Raw genomic sequence first — 20,662 nt, 5'->3', positions numbered from 1 at the left:
CGGGTATGATACTGCACAGAGTAGAATCAGAAAGCATAAAATTGAGTCTGAGGATATGTTATTTGTGGTAATTTATTAATTTGAAAAGAGAAAATGGCAGGAGCGCCAGAATGAGTACGTTTGACACGACGAAAATTGCTTTAAAAGATATCCTGGGGCAGATTACTGATGGACGGGTACAGTTGCCTGATTTCCAGAGAGGGTGGGTATGGGATGATGAGCATGTCCGGTCTTTGCTGGTCAGTATTGCCCGTTCTTTTCCCGTTGGTGCGGTTATGCTGCTGGAGACTGGGGGAGAAGTTCGCTTCCAGGTGCGTCCAGTTGAAAATGTAGAATTGCAGAAAACCGAGCCTGAGATGTTGATTCTGGATGGCCAGCAACGTTTAACGTCCTTGACTCAAGTCCTGATGCTGGATACGCCCGTTAAGACTTTTAACGAGAAAGGAAAGCAGATAGACCGTTTTTATTATATTGATATTGAGGCCGCTCTGGACAATAGGCTTGATGAAGCTTTTATTTCTGTTGAAAAGTCTAAAAAAGTAACGATGAATTTTGGCCGTGATATAAAAACTTTTGTTAACTCCTTTGGAGAAACGGTTGAAATGGATTTTTCTACCGTGCAAAAAGAGTGCGAAGCATTATTTTTCCCTTGTAACCAAATTATCAACTCTGATGCATGGGAAAGTCATTTATATAAGAGTTCACAAGAAAAGTTTTTCACTTATATGCAGTTCCGTGAAAAAATTCTGAATGCCTTTAGGAACTATTTGCTGCCTGTTATTAAATTGGGTAAATCAACTAGCAAAGAGGCCGTTTGCCTGGTGTTTGAAAAGGTTAATACCGGTGGTGTTCCACTATCCGTATTTGAACTGGTGACCGCCAGTTTTGCGGCTGATGGGTTTAATCTTCGGGATGACTGGTTTGGCAGTAATTTGCGTCAAAAATTTGGCCGCCGAAATGTACTGAATAAAGAAGCTATCCTACAGGGCGTAGAGCCGACTGACTTTTTACAGGCTATCAGCATATTGAATACGCTAAAAAAACGGCGTGCCGATCTGGCCGAAGGGAAGACAGGGAAATCAGTTACTGCAGTAAGTGCTAAACGAGTTTCAGTATTAGCGCTTTCTCTTGAAGATTATCATTGCTGGGCCGACGATGTGGAAAAAGGCTTCTTACTTGCCGCTAAATTTCTCCATCATGAATGTTTTATGCACTCATGGGATCTTCCTTATCGTACGCAGCTTGTGCCGCTGGCGGCAGTATTATCGCAATTACAAGGCAATTGGCTGGAGCCCAAAATTTATGACAAACTGGCGCGCTGGTTCTGGTGCGGTGTCCTGGGGGAACTGTACGGCGGCGCGGTAGAAACACGTATCGCAAACGATGTGGAAGAGTTACTAAACTGGATTGAGAGGGACGGTGAAGAACCGCGTACCATTTATGAAGCATCATTCCAGCCCGGGCGTTTATTGACGTTACGCTCCCGATTGAGCGCCGCGTATAAAGCGCTAAGCGTGTTGATCCTACGCAATGGTGCTCAAGACTTTTTCTGGAAGTCGACGATCCAAAAGTTAGATTATGGTGAGATTGCACTCGATATTCACCATATTTTCCCAAAGATATGGTGCGAAACTAATAATATTAGTCCAGCAGTGTATAACTCTATCATTAATAAAACATCAATCTCCTATAAGGCCAATCGAATGATTGGTGGGAGATCTCCGGCTGAGTATCTGTCGCAGATCCAGACGCATCCGCAGGTCGGTCTGGAGGATGCCGAGATGGATGCGATCCTACGCAGCCACTTTATTGAGCCTTCGTTGTTACGGCAGGATAGTTTCGAGGCATTTTTTGCCGATCGAAAAAAACAATTGCTGAAATTGATCGAAGCGGCAATGGGGAAAAATATCAGTCAGGATGACGTTGCTGAATTAGAGACAGCAACAGACGAGATTGATGCCTGATACTGCAACCCAGGTGCGAATTAAATCGCACCTGGGTTTCTTGCCTATTTAGAAGAAATCACGCGGATAAACGTTTGAACTTGCTTTTGTTTACGTACTGACAGCTTGCTTACTTGCCGTAAAGACTCAACCAGCTCAGGCTCTGGTGGTTTCACGGTCAGTACAATGCAGCCTTCCATCACCTTAATATCCATTTTGCTGCCGGTGGTAAAACCAGCGGCTTCCAGCCACTGGCCTTTTAGGGTAATGGCGGGGATACGGGTGTATTCCGGGTAGCGGCTCGCATAACTGACGGTGGCGGCGCGGTTATTTGTCGGGGAGACTTCTGGATCGGTGAATTCTGCAATAGAATGCGGGGTAGTCATGATGGCTATTCTCCTAAAATAGTGATTGTGATTAGCGAGGCGCTCGTGTTGCAGCACGGGCGTCTTGCGTTAAATACCTGTATATATCATCAGGGAATAGAAGGAAAGTCCAGCTGAAAATGAATGAAAATAATGGGGTGGATGCGAGGATGGATTATTTTTGGTGATGGGAATAAAGCGGCTATTTAGCCGCTTTATTGGTTTATGAAGGGCGGGTTAATTGATGGCTGCGTCGGTGAGGGCGTCGGCCAGGTGGAGCTGGGTTTGTTGGGCGGATTGAGTTTGTAATTTCAAATTATCGCATATATGAAATAGCTCAGTTATTTTTTTATGAATTCTAAATTGTTCTTGTAATGGTGGACATGCAAAAGCATAAAGCATCACACTATTAGCAGATAGATTAGGCTGCGCTGAACCATTATCAAAACGAAAAATTTGCGAGCGTCCAAATGGACTGATTAAATAATTATATATATATTCTCCCATTTCTCTAATAAACGGTCTAATGATCATTAGAGAAGATGCGATAGCACCAGATTCATATGGTTTTACGAATGCTGTTTTACCGAATGTAGCACCGCGTAAACAATAAACTAAATCTCCGCTTTGAATTTTACCACTTCTTAACTCATTAAATTTTTTCTCAGTAATGAAATTCATATCTGTTATTGATAGAGTTCCATTTTTCTCTATGTGACCTGTATTTATCCAAGGGATTCCGTGAACAACGTATTCATTTTTATTAGGATAGTTACTTCCCCGATCTCCGTTAATAAACTCAGAAATTAAACCAAATTTACACCATTCCCAACCCTCCGGCACTTCAAACGGTTTTTCCTTATCGCTAATAGGCGGTAACGGTTTTTGCTTTTTAATTTTCCCGTCTTTCACCAGTTGTGCTTTTTCCTGCGCAATACGTTTGAGTAGCTCAGAGGCCGGTTCGTCGTTCGGATCCTGCGGAACCAGTTTGCCCATCACCGCCAGTTGCAGAATGGTCTGTTTTAAGGCCTCAATGCTGGGTTCGGTGGTAAACAGCGTGTCGAAATGTTCGCTGATTCGCGCCCAGTTTTCGGTCAGTTCATCGGCGTTCTGGCTGTCGGTTAGCGTGGTTAGCAGGGTTTCAACCAGCTGTTGATGGGCGTCCAGACTGGTCAGTGAGTGCTGTTCCAGTTGGTCGCAGAGGGACATAAGTTCTTTAATTTTTTTAGTTATGCGAGCCTGTTCGGATGACGGCGGAACTGCGATTATCCCAGAAAAGAACTGCTTGTCATTGATTGCCGGATAGGCAACTCCTGTCTGACAACTTTCAACATAATTAATAAATACAGGAGAGCGTAGATAATAATATATGAAATTAGCATTCATCGCGGTGTAAGGATGAATAATAGCAAAGGCTGTGCTAGCGATCGGCTCTGGGGAGAAGGCGCTCTCAATGATCGCTATATTCAATAAATATGGGCGCACAGTTGAATATATGACGGTTCCTTTTTGAACAATTTTTCTTGCTCGGGATGGTGCATCTTTTGCTGAAAGAATAGATGGCTCTTCAATAATGCCATACTCTTTATTTATCGAGCCGACATCAATGTAAGTGAAATCTTCATCAGGCGTTTTTTGTCCCCAATCATGACCAATTTCACTAATCTTTATCCACTCCCACCCCGCCGGCAGCTCAAACGGTTTCTCTTCCTCGCTAATCTCCGGTAGCGGCTTGGGCTTTTTAATTTTCCCCTGCTTCACCAGCTCGGCTTTTTCCGCCGCAATGTGTTTTAGCAGCTCTGATGCCGGTTCGTCGTTCGGATCCTGCGGCACCAGCTTGCCGCGCACCGCCAGCTCAAGAATCAGCTCGCGCAGCTTCTTAATGCCGTACAGCTCAATCTTCCCCGAGCTGCCGCGCCCCGCCGTGGAGCGGGTTTGCAGCGCCGTGGTCCAGGTGTCGATATGGTCGACAATCAGTTTTTCCACCGCCATCAGTTGGTCTCCTTACCGGAGAGCGCCGCGCCGAGGATATCGCGCAATTGGTGGCGCAGGGTCTGGATTGCTTCCTGCTGCTTCGCGTACTGCGCCAGCAGTTCATCCGGATCGTGGCTGACGGTTTCCACCTGGTGCGGGTTCTTGATATCGAGGTTAAAGTTGCGGGCAATCACCTCGTCGATGCTGACCTTCCACGCCTGCTCGTTCTCGACGCGGCTGGCGAAGCCGTCGGCCTCGTTGCCCCACCAGTCGATCTCGGCCTGGAACTCCTCAAACTTCATCGGCTTGGTTTTGCTGTAGTTCTTCACGCCAGCCGGGTACGGGTGCTCGTAGAACCAGATCGCTTTCGTCGGCTGGCCTTTGGTAAAGAACAGCAGGTTGGTTTTGATCCCGGTGTACGGGTTAAACACGCCGTTCGGCAGACGCACGATGGTGTGCAGGTTGCACTCCTCGGTGAGCAGCTTTTTAATCTTGGTTTTCACGCCTTCGCCAAACAGCGTGCCGTCCGGCAGCACCACCGCCGCGCGGCCGTTTTTCGCCAGCACTTCAATAATCAGTTGAAGGAACAGATCCGCCGTCTCGCGGGTCTGCATCTCTGCCGGGAAGTTCTTCTCGATGCCGTCTTCTTCAGTGCCGCCGAACGGCGGGTTGGTGACGATCACATCCAGCTGTTCATCCCACGATGACAGCGGCTTGTTGAGGGTGTTGTCGTGACGAATTTGCACCGGCACTTCGATGCCGTGCAGCAGCATATTGGTGGTCGCCAGCAGGTGCGGGAGCTGTTTTTTCTCCACACCGTGGATCTGCTGTTGCAGCGTCTGGTGATCGGCCACGCTCTGCACGTAGTTGTTTTTTACGTGATCGAACGCGCAGGCGAGGAAGCCGCCGGTGCCGCAGGCCGGGTCCATAATCGATTCGCCGAGCTTCGGATCGACGCGATCGACCATAAAGCGGGTGACGGCACGTGGGGTATAAAATTCACCTGCATTGCCCGCCGATTGCAGATCTTTAAGGATCTGTTCGTAAATATCGCCGAACAGGTGGCGCTCGCTGGAACTGGTGAAGTCGATTTCGTTCAGCTTGTTGATCACCTGACGCAGCAGGGTGCCGTTTTTCATGTAGTTATAGGCATCGCTGAACGCCTGTCTGACCACAAAGCCGCGCGGGTTTTTATCGATGGGGGCGGTGAGGTTTTTCAGCGCCGGGAACAGGTCATCGTTGACGAATTCCAGCAGGGAATCGCCGGTAATGCCCTCGGCGTTCGCCGCCCAGGTGCGCCACAGGTAGCGCTGCGGGATCGGGTACTGATAGTTATCCTGCTCCAGTTCCAGCGCCTCTTCCTGGGCGTCAAAGATTTTCAGAAACAGCAGCCAGGAGAGCTGGCCGAGGCGCTGCGCATCACCGTCCACGCCGGCGTCTTTGCGCATAATGTCCTGTAAGGATTTGATAACTGAGCTGATTGACATGATGTGTTCCATGTTTCATTAACAATAAGGCCTTCTGCTACGCGGTGGCAGCAGAAGGCGCAAAAGGGGAGTGGTTACGCGGAGCGGGGCGGTAAGTGGTAGATTTCGCTCTCCAGCTCGCTGATGGCCTGATTATACCCGTTACGGTCGCCGAATCCGCTTTTAATGATCTCCGGCAGCGTACCCATGCTGTCGAACGGCTTGAGCTTCAGCACCTGGATACTCTCGATTTCCTGCACGCCCGCATCGGCGTATTTATCCAGCAGCGTATTCAGCACCGCCTGCGCGGCGTCGGAGTATTTGGTGAAGTAGTTGCGTTTACGCACATTCTCCGCCCGCTCTTTGCGGGTTAACGGCGGCTGACCATACACCACGTGGCACAGCATGTCGAACGGGTCGAGCTCTTTACCGACCTCTTCCGCCAGCACTTCCCAGATGATCCCCTGCTGCTCCAGTTCCTTGATGATGGCTTCTTTGCGTTCGGCGTCCTGCCATTTGCGGGTGAAATCATCCAGCGAGGCGTACTCTTTGAGCAGCGTTTTACGGGTGTAGTCTTTGAAGGATTCGGTGACCAGCTTGCCGTCGGCGTCGTAATACTGCACACGCTGGGCAATCACGCCGACGGCCACGCCGTTAACGTGGAACTTACGCACTTTGTTCTCGTCGTCTTCCGGCAGCGGGCCGACATCGTCTGCACCGGTGACGGTATACGGCGCGGGATCTTCATCGGCACCGGTGATGTCGTCTTCAGTCTCTTCTTCGTGCTCGTCGAACTGCTCTTCAAAATCAGACTCCGGGTCGGCGATATCTTCCGGCGTGGTATCCATCACCTTTTCCGGGATGCCATCGAAGCGCTCGTCGGCGAACAGTTCGGTGGCCTTTTTGAAGTCGAGGATGGTGAACCATAGCTTGCCGTAGCGTTCATCAATGCGGGTGCCGCGGCCGATGATCTGCTTGAATTTGGTCATCGACTGAATGTTTTGGTCCAGCACCACCAGTTTGCAGGTCTTTGCGTCGACGCCGGTGGTCATCAGCTCGGAGGTGGTGGCGATAACCGGATACTCTTTTTTGGGGTTAATAAAGTTATCCAGCTGTGCTTTGCCGATGTCGTCATCGCCGGTGATTTTCATCACATACTTGTCGTTCTTCTTGACCTGTTCCGGGTTGAGATTGACCAGCGCGCGGCGCATCCGCTCCGCGTGATCGATGTCGTTACAGAAGATGATGGTTTTATCCATCGGGTTGGTGCGTTTGAGGTAATCGGTAATGGTTTTGGCCACCAGTTCGGTACGCTCATCAATCACCATCGTGCGATCAAAATCTTTCTGGTTGTAGATACGGTCGTCGATCAGCTCGCCGTTTTTATCTGTCTGGCCTTTGGTGGGACGCCAGCCCTGGAGATCGACGTCGATATCGACGCGCACCACTTTATAAGGGGCAAGGAAGCCGTCTTCGATACCCTCTTTGAGCGAGTAGGTATATACCGGATCGCCGAAGTAATCGGTGCTGGAGACTTCATGGGTCTCTTTCGGCGTGGCGGTTAAGCCAATTTGCGTGGCGGCGCTGAAATAGTCGAGGATTTCGCGCCACGCGCTGTCTTCGGAGGCGCTGCCGCGATGGCATTCGTCGATGACAATCAGGTCAAAGAAATCCGGGGCCACCTGTTTAAAGGCTTTTTGATCTTCTTCCGGGCCGGTGATGGCCTGGTACAGCGCGAGATGGATTTCAAATGCCGGATCGATGGTGCGCCCGGTGACCTTGGTCATCGCCGAGCCAAACGGCTGGAAGTCGTTGTTTTTGGTCTGATCGACCAGAATGTTGCGATCGGCAAGGAACAGGATTCGCTTTTTACTTTTCGCTTTCCATAAGCGCCAGATTATCTGGAAGGCGGTGTAGGTTTTCCCCGTTCCGGTCGCCATCACCAGCAGAACGCGGTCTTGCCCGGCTGAGACGGCTTCAATGGTTTTGTTGATGGCCTGTAGCTGATAGTAGCGCGGCGATTTGCCGGTGTTATCGTCGTAGTAGTCCTGAGTAATCACCGGGAGCTGGGCTTGCGTGTAACCCTTCCAGACGCAGTATTTTTGCCATAATTCGTCAGGCGTTGGGAATTCGTCGAGGGCAATTTCTCGCTCAATCGCGCCGGTTGCCGTTTTATCATGGAAGATAAAGCCATCGCCGTTAGAAGCAAATGCAAAGGGAACATCCAGTAGGTGGGCATAACCCAGCGCCTGCTGCATGCCTTTGCCGATTTCATGCTTATTGGCTTTGGCCTCAATCACCGCCAGCGGCATGTTTAATTTATGATAGAGCACGATATCGGCGGATTTCACCGTTCTGCGTGCCGCCACCTTACCGCGTACGATGACCTTACCGTCCCGGAGTTTGACCTCCTGCCGGATTTGCGTTGTGTTGTTCCAGCCAGCTTTCAGGATGGCGGGCATAACGCGTTTGGTGATGATGTCTGCTTCCGTCAGGGTACTCAGGTTCAGGTCAGCCATTGGGGATTCTCATCGAATAGCGATGCGCAAATTCTACACACAAAATCAGATGAAATCATTACACTCTGTGTGCATTATTGGTGTTAAGTCTCTGTTTTAGATGAATTCGTGAATTCTGTACCCAACATATAAGGTTTTAATATGGAAGTTATTAAGATTTGGAGATCCTTTCTTAAACATTTTAAACAGAAAAAATTAGATTCTGCGGTGATTGTCTATGGCGTGATCGCAATCTATTTAATCCCCTATAAATTTCCTTTAAAAAGTTACCTGGTTGCATTTCTCTTTGTATCTATTCTAATATTCTCTTGCACTCAAGAAAATCGAATTAGGGAATATATCAGTTTCTTTGTACGCACAGACAATGATCATTTATTGACTCGGTTTGCTGGTATTCTATCGCTAACTGCATGGTCAATTTTTTTGCTTTTGTTGTTGTCTGCTAATGTGTTTGTCAACACCATAACGTATTGGTTAGCTATTTTATTTTCAGCCTCTATCCTCATTAGTAGCATTTTGACTATTTTAGATTTTGCCAGAAATAATACAGCAAAAACCTTTAAGGTAATCGGCTTGGCGGTTACCGCATTTTCAGGTGTTTTTGTTTTTACTAGTAGTTACTCTGCCAGTATTTTCTGGCAAATCAGTAATCTGGAACTATCCTCTTCTCCATGGTTAGAATATTGTTGGAAAGCCACCGCATTTCTTATGTTTTTCCTGTGGTTATCACAACCTATTTGCTATGGGCTATTTCTGCGTTACGGTGATAAAGCAAAAGGGTATCGAATTTTTACATTAACAGGAGCTTTTATTATGTCTATGTTTTTGTTTCTGCTTGTTCCTATGTTGATTGGTGATGTCGCTTATTTTGTGCTAAAAAAGACCATCAACCATGAATGGCGCAATGAAGCAAAGTGCGGTGAATTGGAAGTGAAGAATAAAAACGAAAAATATTTTGGTTTTAATACTGATAAATATACTGTGTTTTATTCGGATAAAAATGATAAGTGGGGTTTCTATGAGATCACCTGCAAAAAAGGGAGCGACAGGAGAGATACTTATAGTGTGGAGCCTTTGCCGGAGTATAATATCCCCTCGTGGTTAAGGTAGTTTGTATTTATCATTATGTAGTGGTGCGCTGGTGGAAGATATAATATGGTAACGGTGAATAGAGAGTGCCATATCTGCTCTGAAGGCCATCATTCTGTGATGGCCTTGATGCGGGTTACTTCCTTAACCCCGCAAATGCCGCTCTGATCTCGTCTTCCGGTAACTGGATCCCGATAAATACCAGCGTGCTGTGCGGTGTTTCGTCGCCCCACGGTTTGTCCCAGTCGGCGCTGTAGAGACGCTGCACGCCCTGGAACAGCAGGCGGTTGGGTTCGCCGTCGATCCACAGCATCCCTTTGTAACGCAGCAGTTTATCCGCTGATTCCAGCAGCAGGTTTTCCATCACCCGCGAAACCTCGCTGATATCCACCGGGTAATCCAGTTCCACCACAATTGACGACACATCGTTCTGTTTATCGGCAATAAAGTGGAAACGCGGTTGGCTTGCCAGCACGTTCTCTTCCAGCATAAAGCCGCTGGTATTAAACAACTGACTCAGGTCAATATCGCCGTGTACCACGGTGTAAACCGGGGCGCGGGCGTTGATACGCGCCAGCCGCTCGCGCAGTTTCTCGCTGTCGCCTGCCACGTCGGTTTTGGTCAGCAGGATACGGTCGGCGTAGCCTATCTGCGACTGGGCGATGGTGAACTGGTTCATCTGCTCGTTAGCGTGCACCGCGTCGACCAGCGCAATCACGCCGTCTAACAGGTAGCGTTCGCATAATACGTCATGGGAGAAAAAGGTCTGAATAATCGGGCCGGGGTCAGCCATGCCGGTGCATTCAATCACCAGGCGGTCGAAAGCAATATCGCCGCGGTCGCGGCTGTCGAGCAGGTCTAATAGCGCATCTTCCAGCTCGTTGGAGCGGGTACAGCAGATGCAGCCGTTAGTCAGGGTTTTGATCTGTGTGGCGCGATCGCCAATCAGTTGATCGTCAACGGAGACTTCGCCAAATTCGTTTTCGATAACGGCGATTTTAAAACCATGTTGTTCGTTGAGGATATGGCGTAGTAGGGTGGTTTTGCCGGCACCAAGAAAACCGGTAAGTAGGGTAACTGCAATCGGGGTCATAGTCTCTCCATTAACAACAGCGCATACCGCCTTTGCCATCGCCGCCGTAACGTGCTTGCTGACGTTCGCGGAAGAACTCTTCATAGGTCATGTACGGCTTGTCGGGATGGTTGGTTTTCATGTGCTCGACATAGTTGTCGTAGTCCGGAATACCAATCAACATTTTTGCCGCCTGGCCGAGATATTTTTTTGCCTGACCTAAAGTATCAAACATTCTGCCGTCCTGTTAATGAATAAAGCCGGATGGCGGCTTGCGCCTTATCCGGCCTACACTAGCCGGGGTCGCTGTGCGCTACCCGGCATCAGTTTTAGTGGTGTGAAGAGATCTTCACGCCGCCTTCCGGCACGGGCACATACGGGGTTTCTTTGTCGGTACGTTTATCGTTGTTGCGTACCTTCATCCAGGTGGTGAAACCGTAGAAGATAATACTGTACACCACCACCAGGAACAGAATACTCAAACCAGCGTTAGTGTAGTTGTTCACCACGATATGGTTCATGTTGGCAATCTGCTGCGCGGTCAGGTTGGTGCCGTTGGCAATCTTCTCTTTATACAGGTTTGCCATGTAGAAGAAACCTTCCATCTGTGGGTTGGCGCTGAACAGTTTCAGGCCCAGTGCCCAGGTGGTGCAGATCAGCAGCCATACCGCCGGGATCACCGTCACCCAGATGTATTTGGTGCGCTGCATTTTGATCAGTACCACGGTGCTCAACACCAGCGCCACGGCGGCCAGCATCTGGTTAGAGATACCGAACAGCGGCCACAGGCTCTTCACGCCGCCCAGCGGGTCGACCACGCCCTGATACAGCAGATAGCCCCACAAACCGACGCAGCCTGCGGTACCGATGATACCCGCGACCAGAGAATCGGTTTTTTTCAGGAACGGGACGAAGTTACCCAGCAAATCCTGCAACATAAAGCGGCCGGAACGGGTACCCGCATCTAGCGCGGTCAGGATAAACAGCGCTTCGAACAGAATACCGAAGTGATACCAGAAGCCCATATCCGCCATCGGCAGGACTTTGTGGAACACGTGCGCGATACCTACTGCCAGCGTTGGCGCGCCGCCTGCGCGGTTCAATACTGACGGTTCACCGATATCTTTCGCAGTTTGCAGGATTTGTTCCGGGGAAATCACAAAGCCCCAGGAGCTGACGGTCGCCGCCGCGTGTGCGGTAACGTCTTTCAACTGCGCCATAATCAGCGGCGCGTTCTCGCCGCCCATCTCATGCAGGTTTGGCATGGTAATGCCCAGACCTGCCGGCGGGGTGTTCATCGCGAAGTAGAGACCCGGTTCAATGATCGAGGCCGCCACCAGCGCCATCACCGCAACAAAGGACTCCATCAGCATCGCGCCGTAGCCGATAAAACGCGCATCGGTCTCACAGGCCAGCAGTTTCGGCGTGGTACCGGAAGAGATGAGCGCGTGGAAGCCAGAGACGGCGCCACAGGCGATGGTGATGAACAGGAACGGGAACAGAGCGCCTTTCCACAGCGGGCCGGTACCGTCGACGTACTGCGTCAACGCCGGCATTTTCAGTTCCGGGTTGAGGATCACAATCCCCAGCGCCAGACCGACGATCACGCCGATTTTCAGGAAGGTAGCGAGATAGTCGCGCGGGGCGAGGATCAGCCATACCGGCAGCAGCGCGGAAACAAAGGCGTAGCCGATCAGCGCGAAGGTAATGGTGGTGTCTTTAAAGGTCAGCGCCGGGCCCCAGTAAGGGTCGTGGGCAATCACGCCGCCGAAGTAAATAGACGCCACCAGCAGCACGATACCAATAACGGAGACTTCGCCTACGCGTCCCGGACGCAGGAAGCGCATGTAGATGCCCATAAACAGCGCAATCGGCACCGTTGAGCAGACGGTAAAGACGCCCCACGGGCTTTCGGCCAGCGCTTTAACTACGATTAATGCCAGCACCGCGAGGATGATGATCATGATTAAGAAGCAGCCGAACAGCGCGATGGTGCCTGGAACGGTCCCCATCTCTTCTTTGATCATCTCGCCAAGAGAGGCACCGTTACGGCGGGAGGAGATGAACAGCACCATAAAGTCCTGCACTGCGCCCGCGAGCACTACGCCCGCCAGCAGCCACAGTGTCCCCGGCAGATAGCCCATCTGCGCGGCCAATACCGGCCCGACCAGCGGACCTGCGCCGGCGATGGCGGCGAAGTGGTGACCAAACAGCACGTAGCGGTTAGTCGGCACGTAGTTCAGGCCGTCGTTATTGATAACCGCCGGCGTCGCGCGCGTCGGGTCGAGTTTCATGACCTTCTGGGCGATGTACAGGCTGTAGTAGCGATAAGCCACCAGATAGACGGAAACGGAAGCGACCACGATCCACAGGGCGCTCACGTGTTCACCCCGACGTAGGGCAACGACCGAGAGGCAGAAAGCACCGATGATTCCGAGAATCACCCAGGGTATGTGCTTGAATATCTTTTTCGTATCCATAGTAAAACCTGGTTGTAAGTTTAATTATCAGCCGAAGCTGGGTGGACATTGAGTTCGTGTTTGAGGAGGTAGATTGACTGCTATGCTGAGAGGATCTTGCCAGATCATCGCGCGCGTAAAGTTAGGTAAATCAGTGAGTGGTTGTATGGCGGTTTAAGCGGTCGGACGTACCGGTAAGCGGTTTCGCGGAGGAGGGCGTGGGCTATTTTATGTGATTGAGATCACGATATAAAATGGGACGATCCTTGTTGCGCGGGGCGTCATAACGACTTCACTGAGCTAATCGTGATATTAATGGCGCGCATCCCATAAAGTTTTCCCTTTCCAGGCCGAAAATTCTGTATCTGTCTAGCGGAAAGAGAAAACATGTTAAAGCGAATTAAAATTGTTACCAGCTTACTGCTGGTATTGGCGCTATTTGGCCTTTTACAACTGACATCCGGCGGGCTGTTCTTCAACTCGCTGAAGAATGACAAAGAAAACTTCACCGTATTGCAAACTATTCGTCAGCAGCAGTCTGCCCTGAATGCAACCTGGGTGGAGCTGTTGCAAACGCGTAATACCCTGAATCGCGCGGGTATCCGCTGGATGATGGACCAGAGCAATATTGGCAGCGGCGCAACTGTCGCTGAATTGATGCAGGGGGCGACCAATACGCTGAAGCTGACCGAAAAAAACTGGGAGCAGTATGAGGCGTTACCGCGCGATCCACGTCAGAGTGAAGCGGCTTTCCTTGAGATCAAACGAACCTATGATATCTACCACGGTGCGTTGGCGGAGCTTATTCAGCTTCTTGGCGCGGGTAAGATTAACGAGTTTTTTGATCAACCGACTCAAAGCTATCAGGACGCTTTTGAGAAGCAGTACATGGCCTATATGCAGCAAAACGATCGTCTGTACGATATTGCTGTTGAGGATAACAACAGTTCCTACAACCAGGCGATGTGGGTACTGGTCAGTGTGCTGATTGCCGTTCTGGTGGTCATTATCGCCGTCTGGTTCGGCATCAAACTGTCGCTTATCGCCCCGATGAATCGTCTGATTGAAAGCATTCGTCATATCGCCAGCGGCGATCTGGTGAAGCGTATCGACGTGGAAGGCTCCAACGAAATGGGGCAGTTGGCTGAAAACCTGCGTCATATGCAAAGTGAACTGATGCGTACCGTTGGCGATGTACGTAACGGCGCGAATGCGATCTATAGCGGCGCCAGCGAGATTGCGATGGGCAACAATGATCTCTCTTCCCGTACTGAGCAGCAGGCAGCGTCTCTGGAAGAGACCGCCGCCAGTATGGAACAACTGACCGCCACCGTGAAACAGAACGCCGAAAACGCCCGTCAGGCCAGTCACCTGGCATTGAGCGCCTCTGAAACAGCGCAAAAAGGCGGCAAAGTGGTGGATAACGTCGTACAAACAATGCGCGATATCGCCTCCAGTTCGCAGAAAATCGCCGATATTATCAGCGTAATCGACGGTATTGCTTTCCAGACCAATATCCTGGCGCTGAATGCGGCGGTAGAAGCGGCGCGCGCAGGCGAGCAGGGACGCGGGTTCGCGGTGGTAGCCGGTGAAGTCCGTAATCTGGCCCAGCGTAGCGCGCAGGCGGCACGAGAGATCAAGAGTCTGATTGAGGATTCCGTGAGCCGTGTTGATGTGGGGTCGACGCTGGTCGAAAGCGCCGGTGAAACCATGGATGAGATCGTCAATGCAGTGACCCGCGTGACCGATATCATGGGCGAGATTGCCTCGGCGTCCGACGAGCAAAGCCGTGGTATCGACCAGGTGGGCCTGGCGGTAGCGGAGATGGATCGCGTAACGCAGCAGAACGCCTCGCTGGTGGAAGAGTCCGCCGCCGCGGCTGCGGCGCTGGAAGAGCAAGCCAGCCGTCTGACCCAGGCCGTCGCGGTGTTCCGTATTCACCAGCAACAGCAGCGTGCGCGTGAAGTGGCTGCGGTAAAAACCCCGGCAGCCGTGTCGTCACCAAAGGCCGCTGTGGCCGACGGCAGCGATAATTGGGAAACGTTTTAAGGGCGTAGTGGTGAACAGTCGGCCTACAGACGACCGTAGGCCGGATGAGATGTTCACACTTTTGCCTGATGGCGTAGCGCTTACCAGGCCTGGCAGTCCGCGCAGGCCGATTTTAAACCAGCATCAGGCGCATGGCGCAGCGTGATTCATACGCCAGGCCGTGCGCCGCTTCCTCCTCTCTTTTCTGATATCGCGCGCTAATCCAACGTTGAGTGAAGGTGTGCGGTGATCCACAAAAAATGAATAAAGCGAGAGAACGCACGGCAGGAGAGCCTTGTTTCGCGGCATCATAATTGCTGATGTGGTAATCGTGAGAGGATACGATGCGCAAAGATGCCCTGCTTGCTTTCCTGATGAACCAAACGGATTTTTTTGATCCGGAAAATGTCAGTGAGGTGTTTACCGCGCGCTATCTGGCGCAGCGTTTTAATATGCAGCGTAATACCGCCAGCCATTATCTGAACCAACTGGTGGCGCAGGGCGTGCTCTGCAAAATCAATACCCGTCCCGTCTATTTCCTGCATAAGCAGGCATTTAGCCAACAGTTTTTTACCCTTTCGCGTAATGAATACGCCAGCGTCGCGGAGCTGTTAGCGCACGGGGAACAGGAGTGCGCGCCGGACGATCACTTTTCTCTGTTGATTGGTCATAACGAAAGCCTGAAGCGGCCGATTGAGCAACTGAAAACCGCGCTGTTTTATCCCGACGGCGGACTGCCGCTACTGATGACCGGCGAAAGCGGCACCGGGAAAAGTTATCTGGCGCAGCTCATGCACGAATATGCCATCGCCCAGGCGCTTCTGTCGCCGGATGCGCCATTTATCAGTTTTAATTGCGCCCAGTATGCGAGCAATCCCGAACTGCTGGCGGCGAATCTTTTTGGCTATGTGAAGGGCGCGTTTACCGGCGCGCAGAGCGACAGACCGGGCGCGTTCGAGGCGGCTGACGGCGGCATGTTATTTCTGGATGAAGTCCACCGGCTGAGCGCCGAAGGGCAGGAGAAGCTCTTTACCTGGCTCGATCGTGGTGAAATTTATCGGGTAGGCGACACCGCGCAGGGGCATCCGGTTTCGGTACGTCTGGTATTTGCGACGACCGAAGAGATACACAGTACCTTTCTGACGACATTTTTGCGACGCATCCCGATTCAGGTCAACCTGCCGGATCTCCAGCACCGCAGCCGCCAGGAAAAAGAGGCGCTGATCTTACTGTTTTTCTGGACGGAGGCGAAAAAACTTTCGGCCACGCTTATCCTCAAACCGCGTTTGTTGCAGATCCTCAATCAATATGTTTATCGCGGCAACGTCGGCGAGCTGAAAAATGTGGTGAAGTATGCGGTGGCGACGGCATGGGCGAAAAAGCCTGGGCAGGAAACCGTTACCGTGTCGCTGCACGATCTGCCGGATGCCATGCTGTCGGCATTGCCGTCACTGAATGAACCGCTGGCGGACGACACGCCGGTGAGCATCTCGCCCGACACGAACCTTACCTGGCTGCTGCGCGCCCGCGACGAGATGCAGGGCATGATCCATGATACGCAGTGTCATGTGCTGGCGCTATACGAACTGGTACGTAGCGGGAAAGAGGAGTGGGAGACGGTACAAAAAAGAATGGGCGATGAAATTGAGACCCTCTTCGATCGCCTGATTTTTACCGGCGACGATAATGTGCACTCACAGCGGTTGCTGTTAATTACAAGCCAGGTGCGGGAAGAGTTTTATCGTCTGGAGAAGCGCTTCAATATGCAGCTTAACGGCAACTGTATTTACGCGCTTAGCCACTATTTAATCCATCGTACCGCACTGGCGCCTTCTCGTCTCAACAGCGAGCAGATCCGCCAACTGGACTCCTTCCTCGCCCAGAAATATCCGCTGCTGTACAGCTTCTGTTTACAAATTCTGGAGACGCTGGGCCAGAAGCTGGATCTGGAGCCGAGACGCATTGATATGCTGCTGCTGGCGCTTTGGCTGCATAAACAGGGGGCTAACAACCAAAAACAGGTGACGCATGCGGTGATTCTGGCGCATGGCTATGCCACCGCCAGCAGTATCGCCAACGTCGCCAACCGGCTACTGAAAAATACGATTTTTGAATCGTTCGATATGCCGCTGGACGTCACGCCGGAGGCGATAGCTCAACAGGTGATGCGCTATCTGGAAGAGCATCCGCTCGCCTCCGGCCTGATGATTCTGGTGGATATGGGATCGCTCAAGGCCATTCATCGTCATTTTGATCGCGCGCTTTCCACGCCGGTGACGATTATCAACAACGTCTCGACCAGCATGGCCCTGTATGTAGGGGAGCGTATTTTACAGGGGCATTTTATTGAAGAGATCGCCCGCGATATCGCCCGGGATGTGCCGGTCGAGTATCAGCTCTACTGGCCGAAAAGCAACAAACCGCGCGCCATACTGACCACCTGCGCGACCGGTATCGGTGTGGCGACTAATCTTTGCGCATTACTGAGCGCCAGTATTCCGCAGGCGCTGGAGATTGACGTCGTCGCCTGCGATTATGCGATGCTGGCGAGCAATAAAACCCAGGAGCCGGTATTTATGCGCTACGACGTACTGGCGATAGTCGGCACGCTAGACCCGCACATCGCCAGCGTGCCGTGGATTTCGCTCGACTCGCTGATCTCCGGCGAGGGGAATCACTATCTGATGCGGCTGTTTGGTTCGCTGACCACGCCGGAGCAGGTGGCGGAGATCAACAACCTGCTGCTGAAAAACTTCTCGCTCCGACGAGTGATCGAATCCGTCACCATCCTCGACACCAGCAAAGTCATCAACCACGTTGAGCAGTTTCTGCTGCGCTATGAGCATCTGGCGGGCGTTACCGTCTCGAATGAAAGAAAGGTGGCGCTCTATGTGCATATTAGTTGCCTGATTGAGCGTCTGATCCGCCATGCGGGTATTACTGCCTGGAGTGGGCAACAGTGTCCGGAACAGGAACTGAATCGGCTACGGGAAGCGTTTAGTGTCATTGAGAGTAACTACAGTGTCAAAATCCCCACCGCCGAGCTTGGCTATATCCATAATATCCTGACCTTCGAAACAGAACTTATCGAGCAAGATCAACAGTTTTAACGATTTCCCTCTGTTAACCCACATCTTTTTTCGGCGCGCCACTTTTTCTGGCACGCCGCTTGCTCTCTTTTATCACAGTGGAATGTGTTTTAGAGGTCAGGATGAAGAGACATTATATTTTCGCCAGCCACGGCACGCTGGCCAGCGGAGTTTTAAACTCCGTGGAGCTGATTTTAGGCAAACGGTCAAATGTCTGGACGCTGTGCGCTTACGTTGAAGAGAGCGTGGATTTAAGCCAGCAGGTAGATACGCTAATTGCCCGGATCCCGCCGGAAGATGAAATTATTGCGCTGACCGATATTTTTGCCGGCAGCGTGAATAACGAATTTGTCCGTTATTTATCACGAGAAAATTTTCATCTGCTGGCAGGGATTAACCTGCCGCTGGTTATCGATCTCTTTATGTCGGAAAACGATGGCAATACCACGCATACCATAATGACGGCGTTAGCGGATTCAAAAGAAAATATTCAGTACTGCAATCAAACTATCACCAGCGCCATGCAAAGCGATAAAGATTTTTAAGGGGAGGAAGCGTCATGATTGTTTTTTTACGGGTGGATCATCGTTTATTACATGGACAGGTCGCCTTTTCCTGGACGCAGTACGTTGGCGCAGACTGTATTTTAATTGCCAACGACAGCGTACCTAATGATGACCTGCGTAAAACCACCATTAAAATGGCGAAGCCGCCCGCGGTGAAGCTGGTTATTAAAAATATTGCCGATTCAATTGAAGCGATAAAAAGCGGCGTTACCGATAAATATAAACTTTTTATTGTTGTTGAATCCGTGGCGGATGCGTACCGGCTGGCGCGCGAATTACCCGACATTAAAAGCATTAATTTAGGCGGCACGAAGGTACGTGAAGGGAGCCAGAATATTGCTAAAGCCATCAATCTGTTAGCGGATGAAATGACTCAACTTCGGGAGCTGGCGGCTGGCGGAGTAGAGATAGAAATTCGGCTGGTGCCTAACGATCGTAAACAACTTTTTGCCTGAGCGGATACCCTCCTGAGGACATATTATGGTAGAGGCGCTTTTACTTGGACTGGTGGCGTTTATCGCCCAGTCTGAATATGCATTAGGGACGTCGCTGATTTCCAGACCTATCGTGACCGGACTTTTAACCGGACTGGTGCTGGGCGACATGGAAACCGGAATTGTGATGGGCGCGACGCTGGAGTTGGCGTTTATCGGTTCCTTTTCGGTGGGCGCGTCGCTGCCGCCAGATGTGGTCACTGGCGGTATTTTAGGTGTGGCCTTTGCGATTAATTCCGGCGCTGGGGCGGAAACCGCGCTGTTATTAGGTTTGCCTATCGCGACACTGGCGTTAATTGTGAAAAATATCTATAACGGAATGTTTATTCCGTTGCTCTGTCATAAAGCCGATGCTTACGCTGAGATGGGGGATACCCGGGGCATTGAGCGTATGCATTTAATCTCCGGCATTGGGCTGTCGCTGACGCTGGGGATTATCGTCACGGTCTCTTATTTAGCGGGCGTGAATATGGTTAAAGGTTTTCTGGATGCCATTCCAGAATTTATTAAACATGGATTAAGCGTTGCCACCGGTATTATTCCCGCGCTGGGTTTTGCCATGCTGGCGCGCTTATTAATTAATAAAAAGGTCGCCCCCTATTTTTTCCTCGGTTTTGTTTTAATGGCGTATTTAAAAATTCCGGTGACGGGTATTGCGATTCTCGGCGCGATCGTCGCCGTCGTGATGGTCAATATGCCGAAATTTGCGGCCTCGCAACCGGCACCTGCGCAAGGAGCGTCTCATGACGATGAAGATGATTTCTGATAAAGACCGCCAGCAGGCGGAAACCACTGGTCTGGTCACCGCGCGTGATTTACGCCGCGTCTTCTGGCGGTCATTCCAGATGGAGTTTTCCTGGAACTATGAACGACAAATGAACCTGGCGTTCGTCTATACGCTCATTCCGGTATTAAAGAAACTGTATAGCCGAAAAGAAGATCTTGCCGAAGCGCTAAAACGCCATCTGGCTTTCTTTAATACCACGCCGCACATTGTGACGTTGATCCTCGGTATTACCGTGGCGATGGAGGAGAAAAATAGCCAGCAAAAAGAGATGGACGCCAGTTCTATCGATAACGTCAAAGCGTCGTTAATGGGGCCGCTGGCGGGTATTGGCGACTCTTTTTTCTGGGGAACATTGCGTCTTATCGCCACTGGCATCGGTACCAGTCTGGCGCTGAAAGGCAATATTCTGGGGCCGATTTTATTTCTGCTGGTGTTTAACGTACCGCATATTCTGGCCCGCTGGTTCTTTACCCGCTGGGGCTATGTGCTGGGAACCGGCGTACTGCAACGTATTCAGCAAAGCGGAATGATGGAAAGCCTAACCTATGGCGCCTCGATTATCGGTCTGATGGTGGTTGGCGCGATGACGGCCTCCATGATTGATATCACCATTCCCATTACGTTTGGTACGGGAGAAGCGAAAACCCATGTTCAGGACATTATTAACGACATCATGCCTTGTCTGCTGCCGTTAATTAGCTTCGCCATTGTGTACTGGCTGTTAGGGAAAAAAGTGAAACCGTTAACCATCATTGGCGGTATTGCGCTGGTGGGAATTTTCGGTTCCTGGATAGGGTTATTTTAAGAGGGA

The 20,662-nt window shown here is 51.1% G+C and carries 15 protein-coding genes and 1 pseudogene; 8 read left to right on the top strand and 8 right to left on the bottom strand.

Features of this window, described 5'->3' with window-relative positions:
* Positions 1–110: 110 nt before the first annotated feature.
* Positions 111–1,964 carry a DUF262 domain-containing protein gene (locus ACLJQD_RS03875; protein ID WP_017441747.1) on the top strand — a complete coding sequence of 618 codons (1,854 nt, stop codon included), beginning with the start codon at positions 111–113 and terminating at the stop codon, positions 1,962–1,964.
* A gap of 44 nt (positions 1,965–2,008) precedes the next feature.
* Here the strand turns inward: ACLJQD_RS03875 and symE are convergent, their stop codons facing one another.
* The 4 genes from symE to hsdR form a co-directional block, all read right to left on the bottom strand.
* The gene (symE, locus tag ACLJQD_RS03870) at positions 2,009–2,329 is read right to left on the bottom strand and encodes an endoribonuclease SymE (protein ID WP_001736427.1); all 321 of its coding nucleotides are present in this window, start codon (positions 2,327–2,329) and stop codon (positions 2,009–2,011) included.
* 216 nt (positions 2,330–2,545) lie between these two features.
* Positions 2,546–4,300, bottom strand: coding sequence for a restriction endonuclease subunit S (locus ACLJQD_RS03865; RefSeq protein ID WP_017441748.1), 1,755 nt, complete (start codon positions 4,298–4,300; stop codon positions 2,546–2,548).
* Positions 4,300–5,769: a type I restriction-modification system subunit M gene (locus ACLJQD_RS03860; protein WP_017441749.1), complete on the bottom strand. Its 1,470-nt coding sequence runs from the start codon at positions 5,767–5,769 to the stop codon at positions 4,300–4,302. Before ACLJQD_RS03860 ends, ACLJQD_RS03865 begins: the two co-directional genes overlap by 1 nt.
* Positions 5,770–5,843: 74 nt before the next feature.
* On the bottom strand, positions 5,844–8,267 hold the full coding sequence (gene hsdR / locus ACLJQD_RS03855; RefSeq protein ID WP_017441750.1) for an EcoAI/FtnUII family type I restriction enzme subunit R: 2,424 nt from the start codon (positions 8,265–8,267) through the stop codon (positions 5,844–5,846).
* 141 nt (positions 8,268–8,408) lie between these two features.
* Between hsdR and ACLJQD_RS03850 the strand changes: the two genes are divergently transcribed.
* On the top strand, positions 8,409–9,377 hold the full coding sequence (locus ACLJQD_RS03850) for a hypothetical protein (RefSeq protein WP_017441751.1): 969 nt from the start codon (positions 8,409–8,411) through the stop codon (positions 9,375–9,377).
* A 115-nt stretch (positions 9,378–9,492) separates the two neighbouring features.
* Here ACLJQD_RS03850 and yjiA read toward each other — a convergent pair whose 3' ends face one another.
* The 3 genes from yjiA to btsT all read right to left on the bottom strand — a co-directional run bounded on the left by yjiA (position 9,493) and on the right by btsT (position 12,908).
* The gene (yjiA, locus tag ACLJQD_RS03845) at positions 9,493–10,449 is read right to left on the bottom strand and encodes a GTPase (RefSeq protein ID WP_017441752.1); all 957 of its coding nucleotides are present in this window, start codon (positions 10,447–10,449) and stop codon (positions 9,493–9,495) included.
* 10 nt (positions 10,450–10,459) lie between these two features.
* On the bottom strand, positions 10,460–10,663 hold the full coding sequence (locus ACLJQD_RS03840; RefSeq protein ID WP_000460616.1) for a YbdD/YjiX family protein: 204 nt from the start codon (positions 10,661–10,663) through the stop codon (positions 10,460–10,462).
* 94 nt (positions 10,664–10,757) lie between these two features.
* Complete coding sequence (gene btsT, locus ACLJQD_RS03835) at positions 10,758–12,908, bottom strand: pyruvate/proton symporter BtsT (protein WP_017441753.1); 2,151 nt, start codon at positions 12,906–12,908, stop codon at positions 10,758–10,760.
* A gap of 366 nt (positions 12,909–13,274) precedes the next feature.
* Here btsT and tsr point away from each other — a divergent pair, with 366 nt between their 5' ends.
* Positions 13,275–14,936, top strand: a complete 1,662-nt coding sequence (tsr, locus tag ACLJQD_RS03830; protein WP_000919519.1) for a methyl-accepting chemotaxis protein — start codon at positions 13,275–13,277, stop codon at positions 14,934–14,936.
* A 112-nt stretch (positions 14,937–15,048) separates the two neighbouring features.
* Here the strand turns inward: tsr and ACLJQD_RS03825 are convergent.
* A pseudogene (locus ACLJQD_RS03825) lies at positions 15,049–15,123 on the bottom strand (GNAT family N-acetyltransferase); the annotation flags it as partial.
* A 136-nt stretch (positions 15,124–15,259) separates the two neighbouring features.
* On the opposite strand from ACLJQD_RS03825, the gene ACLJQD_RS03820 reads away from it, so the two are divergent.
* The 5 genes from ACLJQD_RS03820 (at position 15,260) to ACLJQD_RS03800 (ending at position 20,656) form a co-directional block, all read left to right on the top strand.
* On the top strand, positions 15,260–18,025 hold the full coding sequence (locus tag ACLJQD_RS03820; RefSeq protein ID WP_017441754.1) for a sigma 54-interacting transcriptional regulator: 2,766 nt from the start codon (positions 15,260–15,262) through the stop codon (positions 18,023–18,025).
* Between the two features lie 101 nt (positions 18,026–18,126).
* The gene (locus tag ACLJQD_RS03815) at positions 18,127–18,549 is read left to right on the top strand and encodes a PTS sugar transporter subunit IIA (protein ID WP_000820693.1); all 423 of its coding nucleotides are present in this window, start codon (positions 18,127–18,129) and stop codon (positions 18,547–18,549) included.
* Between the two features lie 14 nt (positions 18,550–18,563).
* Entirely contained in the window at positions 18,564–19,025 is a 462-nt protein-coding gene (locus ACLJQD_RS03810; RefSeq protein WP_000634729.1) for a PTS sugar transporter subunit IIB, read from the top strand.
* A gap of 25 nt (positions 19,026–19,050) precedes the next feature.
* Complete coding sequence (locus tag ACLJQD_RS03805; protein ID WP_000228863.1) at positions 19,051–19,830, top strand: PTS mannose/fructose/sorbose/N-acetylgalactosamine transporter subunit IIC; 780 nt, start codon at positions 19,051–19,053, stop codon at positions 19,828–19,830.
* Entirely contained in the window at positions 19,808–20,656 is an 849-nt protein-coding gene (locus ACLJQD_RS03800; RefSeq protein ID WP_000178065.1) for a PTS system mannose/fructose/sorbose family transporter subunit IID, read from the top strand. Before ACLJQD_RS03805 ends, ACLJQD_RS03800 begins: the two co-directional genes overlap by 23 nt.
* The last annotated feature ends 6 nt before the right edge of the window (positions 20,657–20,662 follow it).

It is taken from the genome of Salmonella sp. SAL04214 (genome assembly GCF_046550615.1).
In the GTDB taxonomy this organism is placed as follows: Bacteria; Pseudomonadota; Gammaproteobacteria; order Enterobacterales; family Enterobacteriaceae; genus Salmonella; species Salmonella enterica.
Note: the sequence above shows the minus strand (reverse complement) of the source record. Positions and strands in the feature narration are given on the sequence as shown.

Excerpts from the sequence above, each read along its gene's own strand:
- ACLJQD_RS03875 (WP_017441747.1), top strand. The coding sequence starts at position 111 with ATGAGTACGTTTGACACGACGAAAATTGCTTTAAAAGATATCCTGGGG.
- symE (WP_001736427.1), bottom strand. The coding sequence starts at position 2,329 with ATGACTACCCCGCATTCTATTGCAGAATTCACCGATCCAGAAGTCTCC.
- ACLJQD_RS03865 (WP_017441748.1), bottom strand. The coding sequence starts at position 4,300 with ATGGCGGTGGAAAAACTGATTGTCGACCATATCGACACCTGGACCACG.
- ACLJQD_RS03860 (WP_017441749.1), bottom strand. The coding sequence starts at position 5,769 with ATGTCAATCAGCTCAGTTATCAAATCCTTACAGGACATTATGCGCAAA.
- hsdR (WP_017441750.1), bottom strand. The coding sequence starts at position 8,267 with ATGGCTGACCTGAACCTGAGTACCCTGACGGAAGCAGACATCATCACC.
- ACLJQD_RS03850 (WP_017441751.1), top strand. The coding sequence starts at position 8,409 with ATGGAAGTTATTAAGATTTGGAGATCCTTTCTTAAACATTTTAAACAG.
- yjiA (WP_017441752.1), bottom strand. The coding sequence starts at position 10,449 with ATGACCCCGATTGCAGTTACCCTACTTACCGGTTTTCTTGGTGCCGGC.
- ACLJQD_RS03840 (WP_000460616.1), bottom strand. The coding sequence starts at position 10,663 with ATGTTTGATACTTTAGGTCAGGCAAAAAAATATCTCGGCCAGGCGGCA.
- btsT (WP_017441753.1), bottom strand. The coding sequence starts at position 12,908 with ATGGATACGAAAAAGATATTCAAGCACATACCCTGGGTGATTCTCGGA.
- tsr (WP_000919519.1), top strand. The coding sequence starts at position 13,275 with ATGTTAAAGCGAATTAAAATTGTTACCAGCTTACTGCTGGTATTGGCG.
- ACLJQD_RS03820 (WP_017441754.1), top strand. The coding sequence starts at position 15,260 with ATGCGCAAAGATGCCCTGCTTGCTTTCCTGATGAACCAAACGGATTTT.
- ACLJQD_RS03815 (WP_000820693.1), top strand. The coding sequence starts at position 18,127 with ATGAAGAGACATTATATTTTCGCCAGCCACGGCACGCTGGCCAGCGGA.
- ACLJQD_RS03810 (WP_000634729.1), top strand. The coding sequence starts at position 18,564 with ATGATTGTTTTTTTACGGGTGGATCATCGTTTATTACATGGACAGGTC.
- ACLJQD_RS03805 (WP_000228863.1), top strand. The coding sequence starts at position 19,051 with ATGGTAGAGGCGCTTTTACTTGGACTGGTGGCGTTTATCGCCCAGTCT.
- ACLJQD_RS03800 (WP_000178065.1), top strand. The coding sequence starts at position 19,808 with ATGACGATGAAGATGATTTCTGATAAAGACCGCCAGCAGGCGGAAACC.